The following is a 17,262-nucleotide window of genomic DNA, read 5'->3' on the forward strand; positions in this document are numbered from 1 at the left end:
TTTAAAAACGGGTTCTTTTTTAACGTTTGCTATGGAATGCATTTTTTGCAAAATCACACAAGGAGAGGTTCAGACCTCAAAAATCTATGAAGATCAAGGAGTTATTGCAAGTCTTGAAATCAGACCTGCCTCGCTTGGACATGTTATTATTTTCTCAAAAAAACACTACACCACCCTTGAGCAGATTCCTCCCCAAGAGTATCTAAACATCATGAGTGTTGTGCGTTTTTTCTCAGGTATGCTCCAGGAGGCAGTTTCGCCAAAAGGGTTCAACATTGTTATGAGTATCGGCGAGGTAAAAAACCAGCAAACAGACCACTTTACAATACACCTTATTCCGGTTTCAGATTCTGAGGAGCTTGCTATTCAGTGGAATCCAAAACAATTTGCGCAAGAAGAACTCGTAACCTTTTATAAACAATTGCAAGACATTATGAACCGTAAATTTGGTGAAGCGCGCGAAAAAATTAAAGACAATATGGATGATATCGTGCAGGTTCAAAAAGGCGATGCTCCAGCGCAAAAAAGCGAGCAAACCAAAAAAGAAGAGCAAAAACAAGAAGAGAAGAAGCCTGAGACGTTTAGACGACCAGTTGCGTAAGCACAAACAAGGTTGCATAGGGATTAACAAGAGTTACCAGCAGTGCAATAAAAAATGAGGGCACAAAAGGAACGCCTTCCATGATACGCACGTGCGTTATACCCGCGTCCTTCATTGTTTTGATATCTTTGAGCGTCACTGCAACACTCTTTTTTGGGTCGTAGAGAATATTCTTTTCCCTTTTAACCTTGTCAATCACCCAATCTCCTTCAGTAAGTGCGTCAAGCGTGATGTGTTTTATCATGAGCACGTTTGCTGAGCGAAGCAGAATACTCATAAGCCAGAGTGTGCCAATAAAACAAAGCACGCCTGCAAACACAATATCGCGCAGAATAATCCAGAACACAACGCTTGACAGAATAACCGCTAGACTAAGACCAATTGACCGCTTGTATTTTTGATAATCTTTTTTTACTTGTGCAACATACGTTTTTCTTTTTAGTATCATGATAAGCAGTGTGGTAACAAGACCATACACTGCACCAACCCACAGGAAATTGATAAAAAACAGGATGAAGAGGGGTATGCCTGCGTTCATGCCAAGCAATAAACCAAGCGCAACAAGCAGTTTGGTATCAGCCCCGCCCCACTGCTTGAGACGATACATAGTATAACCAAACACGAAGGCACCAGCACCAAATAAGATGCTTATTGCCGCTTCATTAACAGCTCCTTGAATAATCGCACGCTCAAACTGGTAAAATACGCCAAGTGCAATTAAACCATAGGAGAGCAGGTCGGGGACTTCACGCGTTTTAATATCATGCAGCGAAGCTAAACCAAACCCGACTACTGCTGTCCACGTTGCAATAATATCAATCATGCCCATGCCTCGAGAGATTCTTCTTCCCTAAAATGGAGTGTTCCTGGAATAATAAGCGCGTTTGGCCCGATAAATCTTTTTTTCATCAATACACTAATTGGCGCGTACACAATTTTTTGGTGTGCGCTTCCAAGACGCGATACCACCACAATTTTTGTTTTGTGCGTTACCCGCTTGTCTAAGAGCAGGCGCTCAAGGGCTTCACTCACCTGCATGAACGTGTTTTTTGCCACATCTAAATCAAGCAATACAAGCGTGTGTGCGTCTATGCTTCTGTTTTGTTCAAGAATATCCAAAAAAGAAGTTGGCTTGAACGTATCCTGCCAAAACGGAATGCTGATTGTTTTTCCAAACTTATACATCTGCAATCCCACTTCGCCTATTGCGCTGAGAATGCTTGCATTATGAATCACGCGAACGCCGATTTTTGCTGCGCGCGCTTCAAGTTGTAAATCCTCATGTGTGGTTGCACAAAGTGGGTCGCCAACAACAATAAGGCCTACACGCTTTTTTTTGGCAAGCTCGATTAGAAGCGTGCTTTCAACTTCACCACGACCCAGAAGAGCAACTGTTTTTCCAATTGTGCGCTCTAATTTTTGTATGTCAAGGTCAGGCGCGCTTCCGGTATAGGCTTCTAAATATACCTCCGTGCATGCGTTTAATGCTTCAATTCCTTGAATAGTCAAATCCTTTTCACTTGCAAGTCCAAGCCCAACCAATACTAACATAGCATCCTTTTTTCCGTACGTAGAGTTATGGTGCGTGCACGCTTATATTATGTTTGGCGTCTGCTTTTTTTTTGCGTATAACACATCATCTCTACGCGCTTCAAGAAATTCCTCAAATTTGTAGTGAGCAGGCCGGGCAAGTTTGTCAAATATGAGTTTGACATAGGCTTGGTCTTTTTTGTCAACCTTTTCTTCAATTAAATGAAGTAACTCAATATATTCTTTTACAAAACGGTGTGTGAGCGCCGTTTCTTCATCATCACTAAGACTCACAAATTTCCACTCGCCATGCTCATCTTTAAAATATTTCTTACGCATATCTTTTTTGTGCGTGTTTGCATTAAAAAACTCATTGCGTGCTTGCTATTTGTGTTCTGATACGTTTTGCATAGTCCCGCAAGCGTTGCGCGTATGAAATAAGCTGCGCTTGATTTGGCGCGTCCTGCGCGTTTGCTTCAACCTGGGCGGCGTATTGTTCAAGCTTCTGCGCGTAGGCGAGCCACTCCTGTTTTTTTGTTTGTTCTTCAAGCTGAGAGCTTGCACTTACCATACCTGAAGAAAAGGATTGGGGCGTCTGCTCTTGCCCGCGTTTTTGCTGTTTTGCTTTTTCCTGGCGCTCAAAGTACATATACATGCCAGCAACAATAAGTAGCGCCGCAAGAATTGGCGGGACAAAACCAGTCATGAATAACAAGAGCGTATTTGTCATATCCCTCTACTATTCATATTTCCTCCAAACCTTATAAACACTCGCGTAACGCGCGCGGAAACAATTATATGTGCGCACATAAAGAATATACTAGAAATGGCATTGTTTGATTCTCTTTTTACCAGTCCTGTTGGCGGCTTTATTGCAATAGGCGGTTTTTTTGTGCTCGTTGGCATTATGATTATATTTGTTGGCAAAGCTGCAGAAGGAAGCTATCAACGAAACCCACAGTCAAGATTGCTTGGCTTGCTTACTGGCCCGCGCCGGCGTTTGCTTGGTTGGAAGCGCAGATTCACACGCCTTGGCCAGCGCGGTTTTAGCCCAAGAAAAGCAAAAAAGAAGTCAAAAAAGTTATTGCGAAATTTGCTTCCGCGCAGATTGCGCAAACATCCTGAAAAAATCACAAAAGATATCAGAAAGCAGCTTAAGCGATTGCATCAGATTTCAAAAAAACATGACCTTGAAGAGTTTTCAAAAGCAGTTGAGCCACTTGCGCACATTCTCAAAGAATTTGAAGCCCTTGAACTTTCATTCTTTGTTACTGTCTATGACCACATTGAAGAAATCAATGCATTACTTGAAGATGAAGCAAAAAGCCTTGGCCGCCTGAGTGTGTACACCACTGACGCACAAAAACGTGCACAACCCCACATCAATGCAGAACGTGAATTTATCATGCACACAATAACAAACGAAGAGACTCACGTTGCACAGATTTCACAAGAAATACGAAACGAAGCATACTCAACAAAAATTTCAGTTCGCGAAGACCAGGTGCTTATGCAAATTCTTGAACAACTTAAAGCAAATATTCAACAACAAGCCCCGCACATCCAAAAAGAGCTTGAAGAAATCCAGCAAAAAATAGCTCAGGAAAAAAACCAAAAAAAGACAAAAAAGCTCCAAAAACAGCACGCAAAATTAAGCACCTCCCTTGAACACATTGGCAAAATACCCTCCCTTTTGGATGCAATGAACTCTGCAATCAAAAATGAACATAACACTATGATTGGAGAGTACCGTTCACTTTCATCACTGCTTCCACTAAGCATGAACCTGACTCAAACGCTTTCCCAACGAAAAGAACTTTGCGCAAAACTGTTCTCAACACCTCTTCAAACAAAAGATTCGGTTACTCACTACACACCTCAGCTGAACATATGGGTAACCCATCTTCAATCATTTAAACAAGCGCTTGGTGTCTATGCAAACAATCTGCGTTCAATGTCACATGCAGTAAGCACTGCTCTTGAAAACCTTTCACAAATCGCGCGTATTCTCAAGGTCTCAAAGGTTCATGCCGATAAGTTAGGCGCTGTTGTTGACAAAATCATTGGTGCAACAACACAAGAACCTCAGCTAAACATTCAAGAAGGCGTTGCTCAAGGAATAGCGGGCGCAGAGCACGAACAAAAAGCAGATGTAGGTTCTGCCCAACAAAAAATAGCAGAGACCCACCAAAACCAATCCTCCCAAACCGCAACTAGCCCACAGCAAGCTGCTGTTTCTAAACCAGTACGGGTAATTGGATTTGATGTTTCTCGAAACGAAACCGGAACAATTGGTGCTGCAGCACAATTATGGTTTTCTCAACCTGTTGAAGGCGATTCTGCCAGACAAATCGCGAATATGGCAAAGCAAAAACTTCTTCAATTAATCAAGACAGAAGTCATTGATAAGACTGCTCTTGAAACCCAAGTCAAAGAGCAGCTTTCTCATGAACTTGGAGAGAATGCATCGATTATTGCACAACTAAGCATAGTCCCGCAAAGACCACGGGGATGAAATGATTAAGTTTTTAAACCCCTCACTCTGCTTGTGTTTCTAGCATGAAAATTGCATGTCTTGTTTCAGGCGGCGTTGACAGTTCAGTAGCGCTCGCGCTGCTTCAACAACAAGGCCATGACGTGCACGCGTTCTATCTTAAAATCTGGCTTGAAGATGAGCTTTCCTATCTTGGAAATTGTCCCTGGGAAGAAGACCTAGAATATGTGCAAAAAACCTGCAAACAGCTAAGAGTTCCGTTTACTATTATAAACCTACAAAAAGAATACTTTGACACGGTTGTTTCCTACACGCTCAAAGAAGTAAAACAGGGAAGAACACCAAATCCCGATATGCTCTGCAATGCGCGCATCAAGTTTGATGCATTTCTCAAACGCATTGATACAACTTACAAAAAAGTGGCAACAGGCCACTACGCAGGCATCGAAGAAAAAGAAGGACTGTTTTATTTGAAGCAAAACCCCGACCCGGTAAAAGACCAAACCTACTTTTTAGCTCATCTTTCACAAACCCAGCTTGCCCGAATTGTATTTCCTCTTGCTAACCTCACAAAAAAAGAAGTGAGAAGAATCGCACACGAGCTTGATTTACCAAGCAAAAACAGAAAAGACAGCCAGGGCATTTGTTTTCTTGGAAAAATCCGTTACACTGATTTTTTAAAACACTACTTTGGCGAGAAAAAAGGAAATATTATTGATGCAAAAACAAACACAGTTCTTGGCACGCACAAAGGTTATTGGAACTTTACGCGCGGACAAAGAAAAGGTCTGCGCCTTGGCGGCGGTCCGTGGTACGTGGTCTATAAAAATCCACGCACAAACGAGGTTTTTGTGACAAATGGGTATGATTCATTTTCAAAAGAACGAAAAGAAGCCATGCTTGCAAACCTCAACTGGATCCCACAAAAGCCGGAAAACCTCAGCAATCTCAAAGTAAAAATTCGGCATGGTCCGGTCTTTTACCAGTCAAAACTCTCACAAGAACATGATACGTATACCCTCACTATTTCAGCAAAAGACCAAGGACTTGCGCCAGGACAGTTTATTGTATTCTATCATGAGAAGTATTGTTATGGGTGCGGGGTTATTACTGATGCTCAGAAAAGCTGAAAATCAATAACAACGCGATACTGTCTGATACCAATCTCACCTGCTTTTGCTTCACGCAAAAATTTCACTGAAAAACCATACTCTTTTGCTTTTTTGATGATTTGTTTTTTTTGTGTTTCAAATAAGTCTTCTTCTCCGCTAAAGTGATAGAAGTGAACAACGGTTCCATTTTTGCTCATCTTAAACGCAGCATCAAGAAATGCTTCACTATCTTTTGGCAGGTTCATAAGAATGCGGTCTGCGTTTTTGATTGCAAGATTTTCTGCATCCTTGTTTGAGCAGGCAATTGACACTTTGTTTTTTGCTGCATTTTCCACTAGTAGTTTGTATGCGTCTGGATTTTTGTCATTAGCATACGCTTCAACATTTCTGAACTTTGCAATAGGAATAATATACGGCCCTACGCCTGAAAACATGTCAACTACGCGCTCCCCATTTTTTACTTGTTCGAGAATACGCTTGCGCTCCCCGCTTAAGCGAGGGGTGTAAAATACAGTATTAAGGTCAACAAAAAATACGCACCCGTTTTCTTTGTGAAGTGTTTTTGTTTTTTTCTCGCCAGCAACATGACGAACGTGGCGTACACGAAACTCTCCGCTTGTTTTTGTGCTTTTCGCAACAACGGTTTTTGCACTCTTATAAAAATCAAGATACTGTTGTGCAACATCTTTTAATTCCCGCGCGTTTTTTTCTGATTCAAGCACTACAATATCCCCCACCACGTCATGCGCGCGCGCTACAACACCCTTCCTGTCTGGTGCGTGCTTTGTCTTTTTTTCACGTGCTTCAAGCGCGCTATGTACCACGTTTCCCAGGCCTGAGATATTCACCCCTTTTTTTACTGCAAAGTAGACAAAACTCGCATCAGCTCTAATGCGAAAACGTTTGTCAAGCGCGCCACGCTCAAGAAGTTTTTGACGCGTTTTTTCAGCTGTTTCTTTCTTTGCTTTAAGAACCTTCATACCTACATTTAGTACGACACAAATCCTTTTTTAATCCTTGTGCTCTATTAGACTCTTATCATGCTTTCTAAAGCAGTTATCATTGCTGCAGGGAAGGGTACGCGTCTTCACCCCCTTACTCTTGGCGTTCCAAAGGAGCTCTTGCTTGTTGGCAGGCAGCCGGTTATTTTTTACGCGCTTGACCAGACAAAACAGGCGCGCATCCCGCATGTGCAAGTTATCACTGGATTGAAAAAGGGCGTTATTCAAGACATGATTGGAAGCGGGGCACGCTATGGGATGCATGTGTCATACGCGTTTCAAGAAACGCCCCGCGGCGTTGGTCACGCGCTGTGGCATGCTAAGCACTTTGTTGGCACTGATGATTTTGCTGTTTTGTTTGGAGACAACATTATCACACCTGAAAACACGCTTGCAAACATGGGTGTGTTTCACACAAAAAAAGGAGCTACTGCAACACTGCTTGTTAAAGAAGTGTCTGACCCCTCCCGCTTTGGTGTGGTGCGCGTTGATGAGACGGGCCGCATTCTTGACGTGTTTGAAAAACCAAATAAAACTGAGCGCATACCCTTTATGCAGGAAAACACCTTGTTTTTTGCAATTGTCGGCATGTACATATTCTCACCGCGCATTTTTGATGCAATAGAAAAAACCACCCCCTCGCACAATGGCGAGATACAGCTTACTGATGCTATACGCGCCCTTATCTTTGAGAATGAACCGTGCTTTGCGTTTCGTGAAAATGTGTGGTTTAGTGATATTGGCACGTTCTCCTCTCTTTTTGAAACACAAAAATTGCTCATGAGCAATTTTGATGTTGTTTACCACGCTGATTGGTGGGACAAGAAAAGAGACACTACTCTCTAAGTGTGTTGAAGCGGAAAATTATTAATACTGTCCTGTTATGTGTACCCTCTTATGAAGATAGCTATCTACACTATTTCAACCTATCCTCATCTTGGCGGCATGACGTCTCATATGCAGGAACTGCAAGCCGGGCTCAACGCGCTTGGAAACAAAACCGACTGTTTTGGATTTCCGCTCTCAGTTATTATCAACGCGCCAAAAAAAGTATACCACAAGAATCGCGACACGCTCACTCAAGCGCGCACGTTTCACCTTATGTCAAGTCTCTTCATTCTTTTTCGTGAACTCTTTTTTATCTTTGTCATGAACTTTTTTGTGCTCTACAAACACGTACGAAACCACTACGACCTATACATGACCCAAGATGCAGTTGCGTTTCACTCATCATTTTTGGTTCGCACTTTTTTTAGAAAGCGCGTCTCACTTACTGTGCATGGCTACTACGTTGATGAAAAGATTGCAGACAATAAACTCCCCCAAAAAAGCCCTATCACGTGGCTTCTCTATAAAATAGAGCATGCCGCTTATAAACGCGCAGCATGCATTTTTAGTGTTGACTCACGCATTAAAGACTACATTGTTTCTACTCTCAAAAAAGACCCGGGAATTGTTGTGCTCAAAAACTTTGTTAACACTGATTTTTTCAAGCCTCTGCCGCTTGTAAAAAACAAAGCGTTTAGCGCGCTTTGCGCACGGCGGTTTGTTGAAAAAAACGGGGTCGTGTTTGCAGTTGAAGCAATGAAATACATGCCAAAAGGCTATGAGCTCATCTGTGTTGGCGAGGGTCAAACCAAACCTGACTTGATGCGTGTTATTGAAAAAAACAAGCTAACAAATGTAACCCTTCTTGATGGGCGACCCCGCGAAGAAATGCCACAGCTTCTTAACCGCGTGCACGTAGCGCTTGTGCCTTCTATTAGTATCAAGGGGGTTGAGGAAGCAACTTCAATTTCTGCTCTTGAAGCGATGAGCTGTGCAATCCCGGTTATTGCGTCTAACATTGGTGGTCTCAAAGAGATTGTTATTGATGGAAAAACCGGTTTTCTTGTTGATGATAAGAACCCAAAACAAATCGCGCAAAAAATAAAAGAACTCAAAGAGCATCCCTCACTTCTCAAAAAAATGGGCAAACGCGCGCGAAAACTTGTTGAAGAACATTATTCACACACGCAACGCGCAAAAGAATATTTAAAACACGTGCGAGGATAAACACAATTATGAAAATATGTATCATTATTGGTACGCGTCCTGAAATCATAAAAATGGCGCCTATCATCCGCGCGTGTGAAGAGCGCGCTATTCCTCATTTTATTCTTCACACGGGTCAGCATTACTCTTATGAACTTGACAAAAAAATGTTTGAAGACCTTAATTTGTCTCAGCCACGACATCACTTAACTGTTGCAGGAAAACCCTATCATGTGCAGTTGAGTCTTATGGTGCAAGGCATTCTTGACATTCTTGACAGAGAAAAACCCGATGTCGTGCTTGTACAGGGCGATACAAATTCAGTTCTTGCAGGTGCTCTTGGGGCAAACAAGCGTTCAATTCCTATTGGTCACGTTGAAGCAGGACTGCGCTCACACGACCTTCGCATGCTTGAAGAAATTAACAGAATCATAACTGACCAAATTTCTGATTACTTGTTTTTGCCAACAAAACAAACGCGCAAAAATGTTCAAGAAGAAGCAATTGACCCTTCCCGCCTTTTTGTTACGGGAAACACGGTTGTTGATGCAATCAAACAAAACAAAGCTCTTGCAGAGCAAAAAAGCACGATTCTCAAAGACAAGGGGCTTAAAGATAAGGCATACCTTCTTGTGACTGCGCACCGTGCAGAAAATGTTGATGACAAGAAACGCTTGAAAGGCATTCTTGACGGTCTTAAGAAAGTGCATGACTACACAAATCTTCCTCTTGTATACCCTATTCATCCGCGCACAAAAAACAAACTTGCACGCTTTGGTCTTGACCTGTCAAAAGGTGTTATGACCATTGGCCCGGTAGGATATCTTGATATGATTGCGCTTCAAGCCCATGCAAAACTCGTGCTCACTGACTCAGGAGGATTACAAGAAGAAGCATGCGTGCTCGGGGTTCCCTGTGTTACTATGCGCGATTCAACTGAGCGACCTGAAACACTTGAGATTGGTTCAAACATGCTTGCTGGAACTGATGGGTCACGCATTCTTTTATGCACTAAAAAAATGCTTGGAAAAAAGCCGGTGTGGAAAAACCCTTTTGGTGATGGTCGGTCAGCACAAGCAATTCTTGATATTCTTGAAATCCGTCTCAGCCAGAAATGAATGTTTTTAGATAACGCAGGTCTTGTTTTGTAATGACACCAAATGCAAAAAGAATCACAAAATACAAGGGTGCTACAAACGCGCCAAAAACCAGACTCATCAGGTCACTTGCGGTTTGTAACACGGGAATGCTCACCAGACCAACAATCAAAAGCGCGCCAATACACTTGAGCGCCACACCAAGAGGAAAGGCAAACTTCAGTGTTTGCTTGCTAAAGAAAAGAAGCAGCACGTTTCCAAGTATCATGCCAATCAAAACCGCTACAGCAGCACCCATAGCTTCATAGCGCGGGATAAGAATAACTGCAAAAAACAAGATAACAACTGCTTTTATCGCAATGCTTTTTGAAAGAAGCTCAGGGCGCGCCATGCCTGTTAAGAGCTTGTGAAACAAAATGCTTACTGCATCAACAATTGCTGACAGCATAATAACAGCAAATACCAGTTCTGAACCAACAATCTTGTTTCCATACACCACATGCAAAAATGGTTTTGCAAAAATAATACTCATCCCGCCAAGGAAAATAGGAAGAATCAGGTTGTATTTGAAAAAGATGTTAAACTGGGAGAGCAATTCAATTGGTTGTTTGCGCAATTCAACAATGCGCGGATACAAGACTTTAAGCACGCTGTCTGAAAATGAGGTAACAAGAATGGTAAACTTTGCAAGCGCGCCAAAAATGCCATTACCCGAAAGGGTGAAATATCCTAAAATAAGCACAACCCCATGCGCCTGAATCAGATTGAAGAAGGTGCCCATAACAATTTTTCGCCCATACAAAAACAAGGTGCGCAGCACGCTCCACGAAAACTGTGCTGAAAACAATTTTTTTAACACGAAAAAAGCAAGCATAATGCTCACTAACTGTCCAACAACTTCGCCACTTATCGCGCCAAACGTGCCAAGCCCAAGAATAACAAACAGCACGGATGAGAACCTGCTTGCAGTAAAAACAATACCGCTCAAACTTCGCGCCTTAAAGTGCTTGTGCGCTTCAAGCGCTTGGTCTAGACCCACTTTTACCACAACAGCACAAAGCATAACTCCACAGAGAATAAAATAGAGCACATTAATCGAGTATATGCGCGCGAGAACTGGTGAAACAACGATTAACCCAAGCGCAAACATAAGGGCAAGCACGCCAATAGAAAGAAAGCCGGTTGCAAACACTTTTTTTGCCTGCTTTTGGTTGTGTGCATTTTTTGCAAGATAATACATAGTAGCTTCGCCCAATCCCACGTCTGAGAGTGTTTGTGCAATTGCAACAAATGAAATAATCAACGCGTAAATACCCATGCCTTCAGTGCTAAGAGTTCGAAACAGGATAACATTCAAAAAGAACGCAAGACCAAGCTCAATACCCCGTGAAATCGTGAGGTATTTTATGCTTGAAATGGTTTCGCCCATATGTCATCTATGTGGTTTAGCAAGACTTATAAATTAACTGTTGAAGTGTATCTAACGTATGGTACGGGTTCTTTTGCGCAAAGGAAGCCATCAATTGTATGATTCATTTCTCTCAAACCCGCCCCACGGTGTTGACTATGTTATATCCCGTCTTTCACTTAGGCGCGAGGATAAAAGCCGGCTTGCAAAACTCAAACGTTTAGTATGGACGCAGTACACAAAATATTTCCCCCCAATAGTAAGACTCTCACGCGCCGATTGTGATTTGATTCATTCAACTGCAGGCATTCTTCTTAACACAAAAGATACGTGGGTAATTGATACTGAAAATGTGTACGGGTTTGTCAATCACGCGCACACAAAACTTCCTGCCCACAAAAAACAAATACAGGCTATTCTTGAGAAGGATAATTGCAAAGCAATCATGCCCCATTGTGAAGCAGCAAAACGAAGCATTGAAAACTTTTTTCAAAGCGACATTATCAACAAAAAACTCACGGTTCTCTACCCGGCAATGCCTATGGACATTATTGCAAAACAGGCACACGATGATTTTACTTTTCTTTTTGTTGGCGTCCGATTTTTGGAGAAAGGAGGTCGCGAAACACTTAATGCCTTTGAGTTATTTCGAAAAAAGCATGCTGCAAAGCTGGTTATGATAAGTAACATGCCCTCTGAGTACGCACAAAAATATGAGAACGACCCTGATGTAACTATTGTTCCTGCAACACTCTCACGCGAACGCGTTCTTGAATACATGAGCAAAGCAGATGTGTTTATGTTTCCAAGCTACAAAGAAAGCTTTGGCATTGTGTATATGGAAGCTATGAGCATGGGTCTTCCTATTATCACGGTTGAGGTGTGCGCGGGAAAAGAGCTTGTTGAAGGCGCAGGCATTGTGCTCAAAAGCCCGATTAGCTGGCATGATACGCGTGACCTGCTTCAATACCCCTCATGGCCCGCGTTTGTTTTGGATATTGAAAACAATTCATTTCCTGAATTTGAAAAAGACCTTGCCCATGCAATGAGCACTCTTTTTAATGATGCTGATATGCGCGCTACTATGGGTCGTGTTGGTGAGGAAAAAGTCAGAAACGGCGTGCTCTCAGTTGCGTACCGAAATGAAACACTCAAACGCGTGTATGAGGCAGCACTCAAATGAAAGTGTATTTGCGGCGAGGACGTCACAACCTGTACACATATATAGTAGACTACCCTCCAAAGGGTGTTGAATACATAGTACCTCCAAAACCAACTATTTCAAAATCATCCCGCTTTGACTCGCTCAAACGCTTCGCGTATCTTCATGCGCATACGCTATTCAAAGAGCCGCTCAAAATACCTATTACCACTGATGCTGAGCTTGTCCATAGCGCGGGCGGCATGATACCGGTCACCAATAAGCCTTGGATTCTTGGCTATGTTGAGCACATAGGAGACTTTGTGGGTTTTACAAAAGGATGGCTTGCCCGTGCGCGAGACCCTGTGTATCACCGAAAAATAGAAAAAGCCCTTTCAGGTGAGCAGTGCAAAGGTATTATTACGTACGCTGATGCAGGAAAACGCACCCTTGAGCGCACCCTTGACATAAGCCGGTTTGAAGAAAAACTAAGCACTATCAATATTGCGGTTCCTCTTAATGCACCTGCAAAACGACAAGAAACAGGCATGACCCGCTTCTTTTTTATGGGCAGCATGAATTTTCCTCACAATTTTGAAATCAAAGGAGGCAGGGAGGTGATTCATGCTTTCAAGCGTATGCATGAGACTAATCCTGATACTGAACTTATTATTCGCTCAGCAATTCCCGACTATCTGAAAAAAGAGGTTGAACATGACGCGATTCGCGTTATAAGCGCTCCACTTTCATGGAGCAAACTTTCTGAATTGTTTATGCAAACCCACGTGTTTGTACAGCCAAACTATCTGTCAGCAGCAACTGCGCCAATTGAAGCAATGAGCTTTGGTCTGCCCCTTATCACCGCCCGTGTTGGCTCAAACCCGGAAATTGTTGCGCACAAAAAAAATGGATTGTTATTTGATGCGCCAACGCTGCCGTATTATGATGATGACCTTATACCGCGCTATGAACACATGCTTGACTATGCAGCAGATATTCGCAATCACTCTTTTGATGAGGAAACCGCGCAGATTGAAGCCTGTATGATTCTGATGGCAGAGCGCCCGCAAAAACGAAAAGCAATGGCACAAGACGCGCACGCAAGTGTTGAGCACGGTAAATTCTCTATTGGTGTGCGAAACAAAACGCTCAAAGCGCTCTACAACGCTGCACTTGACGTGTAGGTTTGGGCATATATTTATATATAAATTTACTTTTTATCTTCCTTTAATACGCAGGTTATTTACTATGGAGCCCACGAAAAAAAACACATTTGTAAAAGATGCGTCATACTGGAAAGACAAGCGCGTTCTTGTCACCGGCATTACGGGCTTTATTGGCAGCAGAATTGCTGAAATGCTTGTTGAAAAAGGCGCAATCGTAAGCGGTCTTGCACCGTTCACTTGTATTGATGATTTTCAAAATATCAAATCAATTGCTCGCAACATCAAAATATTTCGCGCTGACTTGTATGATGAGAACATTATTCGAAAAATATTTCGTGACTGGCGACCGCACGTGGTGTTTCACATGGCTGCAATCACGCATGTTCATTACTCTTTTGAGCGCCCGCTTGAAACGCTTCGCGTAAACGCGATTGGCACAACAAATCTTCTTGAAGCCGCGCGCGAATACCCTGTTGAACGCTTTGTGTATGCAGGTTCAAGCGAGCAGTATGGCAATCTTGGCGAGGAACACATGCCTCTTAATGAGAACTCACCGTTCAGACCATCAAGCCCGTACGCGGTTGGCAAACTTGCAGGTGATTTAATGTGCCAGGTGTATTATGAATCATATGGCGTTCCCTGCGTTCGTGTTCGAAACTTTAATAGCTTTGGCAGAAAACACGATGCAAACTATATCACGGAAAAAGTGATTTATCACGCGCTCAAAGATGGTCGCGTTGACCTTGGCACCCCAAAATCAACGCGCGACTTCAACCACGTTGATAATGTTGCTGACGCGTTTATTTTTCTTGGCGAGCACCCTGATGCTATTGGAAACGTAACAGTTATTGCAACTGAGAAGGAAAAAACAATCAAAGAACATGCAGAAACAATTGCAAAAATAATTGAACAAGATTATGGTGTTACTCCTGAACTTCGCTGGAATACGTTTAAGCCGCGACCAAACGAGTTGTGGCGCTTGTGCGGCGACCCGTCACGTTTGCAGGCAATGGGCTACACGCCGCTTATCAGTTATGAAGAGGGGCTCAAAAAAACCATTGCACACTGGCATGCCACGCTTAAAGAAGAAAACAGCCTTCATGGAGAAGAGTAAACTCTAAAAACACAGACACAATTGTTGTCGTGGTTATTATGTGATACTAATGAATGTAGGAATATTTTTTGGGACGCGTCCTGAAATCGTGAAGCTTTCAAGACTTATGTTTTTGTCAAAGCAGAAATATGCTGATGAATTTTCTCTTATACACACGGGACAGCACTATTCATATAGTATGAGCGGTCAGTTTATGGATGAGCTCGCACTCCCCTCAATTGATTACAATCTTGGCATCGGTTCGGGCACGCACAATTACCAGATTGGTTCCATGCTTTTGAAACTTGAACGGTTAATAAAAGAAAAAGATATTGATACCATGGTAATCTTGGGCGATACGAATTCAGCTCTTGCAGGCGCACTGTGCGCGAACCGAAGCGGGATACGCGTATGTCATATTGAGGCAGGAATTCGCTCATTTGACCGAACAATGCCTGAAGAGATTAATAGAATCCTCACTGACGCAGTTTCAAACCATTGCTATGCACCAACAACCATTGCAGTTGAACACCTCAAAAAAGAAAATATTTCTGATGACCGCATTTTTTTGACAGGAAACGTGATTGTTGATGCTCTTAATTATTATCTGCCTCTTGCCAAAAAACGAGAGCGCATTATTCCTGATGAGTCATATGGCCTGGTTACATTACATAGACCGGCAAATGTTGATCGAAAAGAAAAATTGCTTGAGCTTGTTAACGCACTCAATACAATTTCTGTTGATAATGGTTTACCACTCTATTTTCCCATACATCCCAGAACAAGGAATAATCTGGAGAAATTTGGGCTTTTGAAAAAAATTAAACTAAACTTAATAGACCCCTTGGGTTATTTTGATTTTCTAAGGGCAATGAGCGAATCAAAGATTATGATAACTGATTCAGGCGGTCTGCAAGAAGAATCATGTATATTGGGTGTTCCGTGCGCTACCATACGGGAAAACACTGAGCGACCAGAAACCGTGCACATTGGTTCAAATTATCTGTGTGGAACAACCTATAGTGGCATTGTTGAAGGGGTGAACATAATGCTTAACAAGAAGCCTGACTGGAAACAGCCGTATGGTGATGGCCGGTCTTCAGAACGGATACTGAATTTAATACAGACACTAAATTAATGTATAACTGAAAATTTATGTGCCTGTCCTGCCTGTTTAGAGGTACTTTTGGGATGAGTCTTCTATGAAGAAATACCTTAAAAACACCCCTTACATAAAAACTTCTAAACCAATAAAAGAAGAAAACAGCCTTCATGGAGAAGAGTAAACTCTAAAAACACAGACACACTCTAATTTCATGTAATGATGTTTGCATCACTTTTTAAAACAACGCTCTATCTTGGCGTACTCACTGGCATCCTGCTCGCGTTTGGCGCGTTTTTTGCCGGAACAACCGGCCTTATTATTGCTTTTATGTTTGCATCAGTCATTAATGTAATATCCTATTTTTATTCTGACCGAATTGTTATCGCGCTCTATCATGGCAGAGAGGTCACACAAGAACAAGAACCCGAACTCCACGCGCTTGTATCCCGACTCGTGGTAAAAGCGCGTCTTCCTATGCCCCGCGTTTACCTTCTTCCAACACCAGTTCTTAACGCATTTGCAACCGGACGCAGCCCAAAGCACGCTGCAATTGCAGTAACCCAACGCTTGCTTGACACGCTGCCAAAACAACATGTTGAAGCAGTGCTCGCACACGAGCTCACGCACGTAAAGAATCGTGACACGCTCATCTCAACTGTTGCTGCAATTCTTGCAGGCATGATATCCATGATTGGCAACATGGCGTGGTACTCAGGATTTCTCTTTGGCACGCGCGACCGGGACAACGCGCTTGGCGACATGCTCGCGTCTCTTGCTCTTATTATTATCACTCCCATTCTTGCTCTTATTATCCGCTTTGCTCTTTCGAGAACACGCGAATACGCGGCAGATAAGGGTGGTGCGCGCCTTACAAGCCCTCAAGCAATGATTGGCGCGCTTGAAGCCCTTGAATTTGGTCCGCGCTTGCGCACGCACGGAAGTTCGGCAACAGCGCATTTGTTTATTGTCAACCCGTTTTCTCGCGGCGCATTTTCAGAACTGTTCTCAACACACCCTTCGCTTGCAAAACGTGTTGAAACAATTCGTCAAGAATTTAAGATATAGTTTTGCTTGGCGTGCCAATACCAATAAGGGTTACGCCAAGAACAATCACGCTTAATCCTATGAATTTGACCCAGGTAAAACTTTCATTGAATGCAAACCGTCCAATAAGCGCGGTAAATATGAATCCAAGACCAAGCATAGGATACACAAATGATAAGTCAGCTTGAGACAACACAATAAGCCAGAGAATAGAAGAAAACCCGTACAAAGCAAGACCGGTGAACACAAACGGCTGGAAGAGCATGAGTATGATGCGGGGAAGTTCCTGCAATGAAAGCGAGACAAGCCCGTACTGATTCATACCATATTTCATGAAGAATTGTCCAATACTTCCAAGCGTAACACTGATAACAACGAGAACCACAACGAGCACCCTGCTGTCCATTACTTCTTTTTAGAACGCGTTTGAGGTCAT

18 protein-coding genes are annotated in these 17,262 nt (G+C 42.8%); 11 read left to right on the forward strand and 7 right to left on the reverse strand.

The window, feature by feature from the left end:
• Window positions 1–31: 31 nt before the first annotated feature.
• Window positions 32–601, forward strand: coding sequence for a hypothetical protein (locus COT72_00600; GenBank protein PIO00561.1), 570 nt, complete (start codon window positions 32–34; stop codon window positions 599–601).
• On the opposite strand, the gene COT72_00605 is transcribed toward COT72_00600, so the two are convergent.
• From COT72_00605 to COT72_00620, 4 genes are read right to left on the reverse strand one after another with little or no spacing between them, the layout of a single operon-like run.
• Window positions 582–1,430 carry a hypothetical protein gene (locus COT72_00605; protein PIO00562.1) on the reverse strand — a complete coding sequence of 283 codons (849 nt, stop codon included), beginning with the start codon at window positions 1,428–1,430 and terminating at the stop codon, window positions 582–584. The two genes, COT72_00600 and COT72_00605, sit on opposite strands and share 20 nt — an antisense overlap.
• The gene (dph5, locus tag COT72_00610) at window positions 1,421–2,152 is read right to left on the reverse strand and encodes a diphthine synthase (GenBank protein PIO00563.1); all 732 of its coding nucleotides are present in this window, start codon (window positions 2,150–2,152) and stop codon (window positions 1,421–1,423) included. Before dph5 ends, COT72_00605 begins: the two co-directional genes overlap by 10 nt.
• A gap of 42 nt (window positions 2,153–2,194) precedes the next feature.
• Window positions 2,195–2,470, reverse strand: coding sequence for a hypothetical protein (locus COT72_00615; GenBank protein PIO00564.1), 276 nt, complete (start codon window positions 2,468–2,470; stop codon window positions 2,195–2,197).
• Between the two features lie 31 nt (window positions 2,471–2,501).
• Window positions 2,502–2,861 carry a hypothetical protein gene (locus COT72_00620; GenBank protein PIO00565.1) on the reverse strand — a complete coding sequence of 120 codons (360 nt, stop codon included), beginning with the start codon at window positions 2,859–2,861 and terminating at the stop codon, window positions 2,502–2,504.
• A gap of 96 nt (window positions 2,862–2,957) precedes the next feature.
• Here COT72_00620 and COT72_00625 point away from each other — a divergent pair, with 96 nt between their 5' ends.
• Window positions 2,958–4,646, forward strand: a complete 1,689-nt coding sequence (locus COT72_00625; protein ID PIO00566.1) for a hypothetical protein — start codon at window positions 2,958–2,960, stop codon at window positions 4,644–4,646.
• Window positions 4,647–4,690: 44 nt separating this feature from the next.
• Window positions 4,691–5,755, forward strand: coding sequence for a tRNA 2-thiouridine(34) synthase MnmA (mnmA, locus tag COT72_00630; protein ID PIO00567.1), 1,065 nt, complete (start codon window positions 4,691–4,693; stop codon window positions 5,753–5,755).
• On the opposite strand, the gene COT72_00635 is transcribed toward mnmA, so the two are convergent.
• The gene (locus tag COT72_00635; protein PIO00568.1) at window positions 5,743–6,717 is read right to left on the reverse strand and encodes a hypothetical protein; all 975 of its coding nucleotides are present in this window, start codon (window positions 6,715–6,717) and stop codon (window positions 5,743–5,745) included. The two genes, mnmA and COT72_00635, sit on opposite strands and share 13 nt — an antisense overlap.
• A 60-nt stretch (window positions 6,718–6,777) precedes the next feature.
• Here COT72_00635 and COT72_00640 point away from each other — a divergent pair, with 60 nt between their 5' ends.
• The 3 genes from COT72_00640 to COT72_00650 are packed head-to-tail and all read left to right on the forward strand — an operon-like array spanning window position 6,778 to window position 9,890.
• Window positions 6,778–7,584: a hypothetical protein gene (locus COT72_00640; GenBank protein PIO00569.1), complete on the forward strand. Its 807-nt coding sequence runs from the start codon at window positions 6,778–6,780 to the stop codon at window positions 7,582–7,584.
• Window positions 7,585–7,635: 51 nt separating this feature from the next.
• Window positions 7,636–8,793, forward strand: coding sequence for a hypothetical protein (locus COT72_00645; protein ID PIO00570.1), 1,158 nt, complete (start codon window positions 7,636–7,638; stop codon window positions 8,791–8,793).
• Window positions 8,794–8,801: 8 nt separating this feature from the next.
• Window positions 8,802–9,890, forward strand: coding sequence for a UDP-N-acetylglucosamine 2-epimerase (non-hydrolyzing) (locus tag COT72_00650; protein ID PIO00571.1), 1,089 nt, complete (start codon window positions 8,802–8,804; stop codon window positions 9,888–9,890).
• Here the strand turns inward: COT72_00650 and COT72_00655 are convergent.
• The gene (locus COT72_00655; protein PIO00572.1) at window positions 9,877–11,298 is read right to left on the reverse strand and encodes a hypothetical protein; all 1,422 of its coding nucleotides are present in this window, start codon (window positions 11,296–11,298) and stop codon (window positions 9,877–9,879) included. The genes COT72_00650 and COT72_00655 overlap by 14 nt on opposite strands.
• A gap of 58 nt (window positions 11,299–11,356) precedes the next feature.
• On the opposite strand from COT72_00655, the gene COT72_00660 reads away from it, so the two are divergent.
• From COT72_00660 to COT72_00680, 5 genes are all read left to right on the forward strand, one after another.
• Window positions 11,357–12,460: a hypothetical protein gene (locus COT72_00660; GenBank protein ID PIO00573.1), complete on the forward strand. Its 1,104-nt coding sequence runs from the start codon at window positions 11,357–11,359 to the stop codon at window positions 12,458–12,460.
• Window positions 12,457–13,602 (forward strand): hypothetical protein, encoded by a 1,146-nt coding sequence (locus COT72_00665; GenBank protein ID PIO00574.1) that lies wholly within the window; start codon window positions 12,457–12,459, stop codon window positions 13,600–13,602. Before COT72_00660 ends, COT72_00665 begins: the two co-directional genes overlap by 4 nt.
• A 64-nt stretch (window positions 13,603–13,666) precedes the next feature.
• The gene (locus COT72_00670) at window positions 13,667–14,698 is read left to right on the forward strand and encodes a hypothetical protein (GenBank protein ID PIO00575.1); all 1,032 of its coding nucleotides are present in this window, start codon (window positions 13,667–13,669) and stop codon (window positions 14,696–14,698) included.
• A 49-nt stretch (window positions 14,699–14,747) separates the two neighbouring features.
• Entirely contained in the window at window positions 14,748–15,815 is a 1,068-nt protein-coding gene (locus tag COT72_00675) for a UDP-N-acetylglucosamine 2-epimerase (non-hydrolyzing) (protein PIO00576.1), read from the forward strand.
• 183 nt (window positions 15,816–15,998) lie between these two features.
• The gene (locus tag COT72_00680; GenBank protein PIO00577.1) at window positions 15,999–16,847 is read left to right on the forward strand and encodes a protease HtpX; all 849 of its coding nucleotides are present in this window, start codon (window positions 15,999–16,001) and stop codon (window positions 16,845–16,847) included.
• Here COT72_00680 and COT72_00685 read toward each other — a convergent pair.
• Window positions 16,837–17,232 carry a small multi-drug resistant family protein gene (locus COT72_00685; protein ID PIO00578.1) on the reverse strand — a complete coding sequence of 132 codons (396 nt, stop codon included), beginning with the start codon at window positions 17,230–17,232 and terminating at the stop codon, window positions 16,837–16,839. The genes COT72_00680 and COT72_00685 overlap by 11 nt on opposite strands.
• Window positions 17,233–17,262 lie beyond the last annotated feature (30 nt).

This window comes from archaeon CG10_big_fil_rev_8_21_14_0_10_43_11, from assembly GCA_002763265.1.
GTDB lineage: Archaea > Nanobdellota > Nanobdellia > PEZQ01 > PEZQ01 > PEZQ01.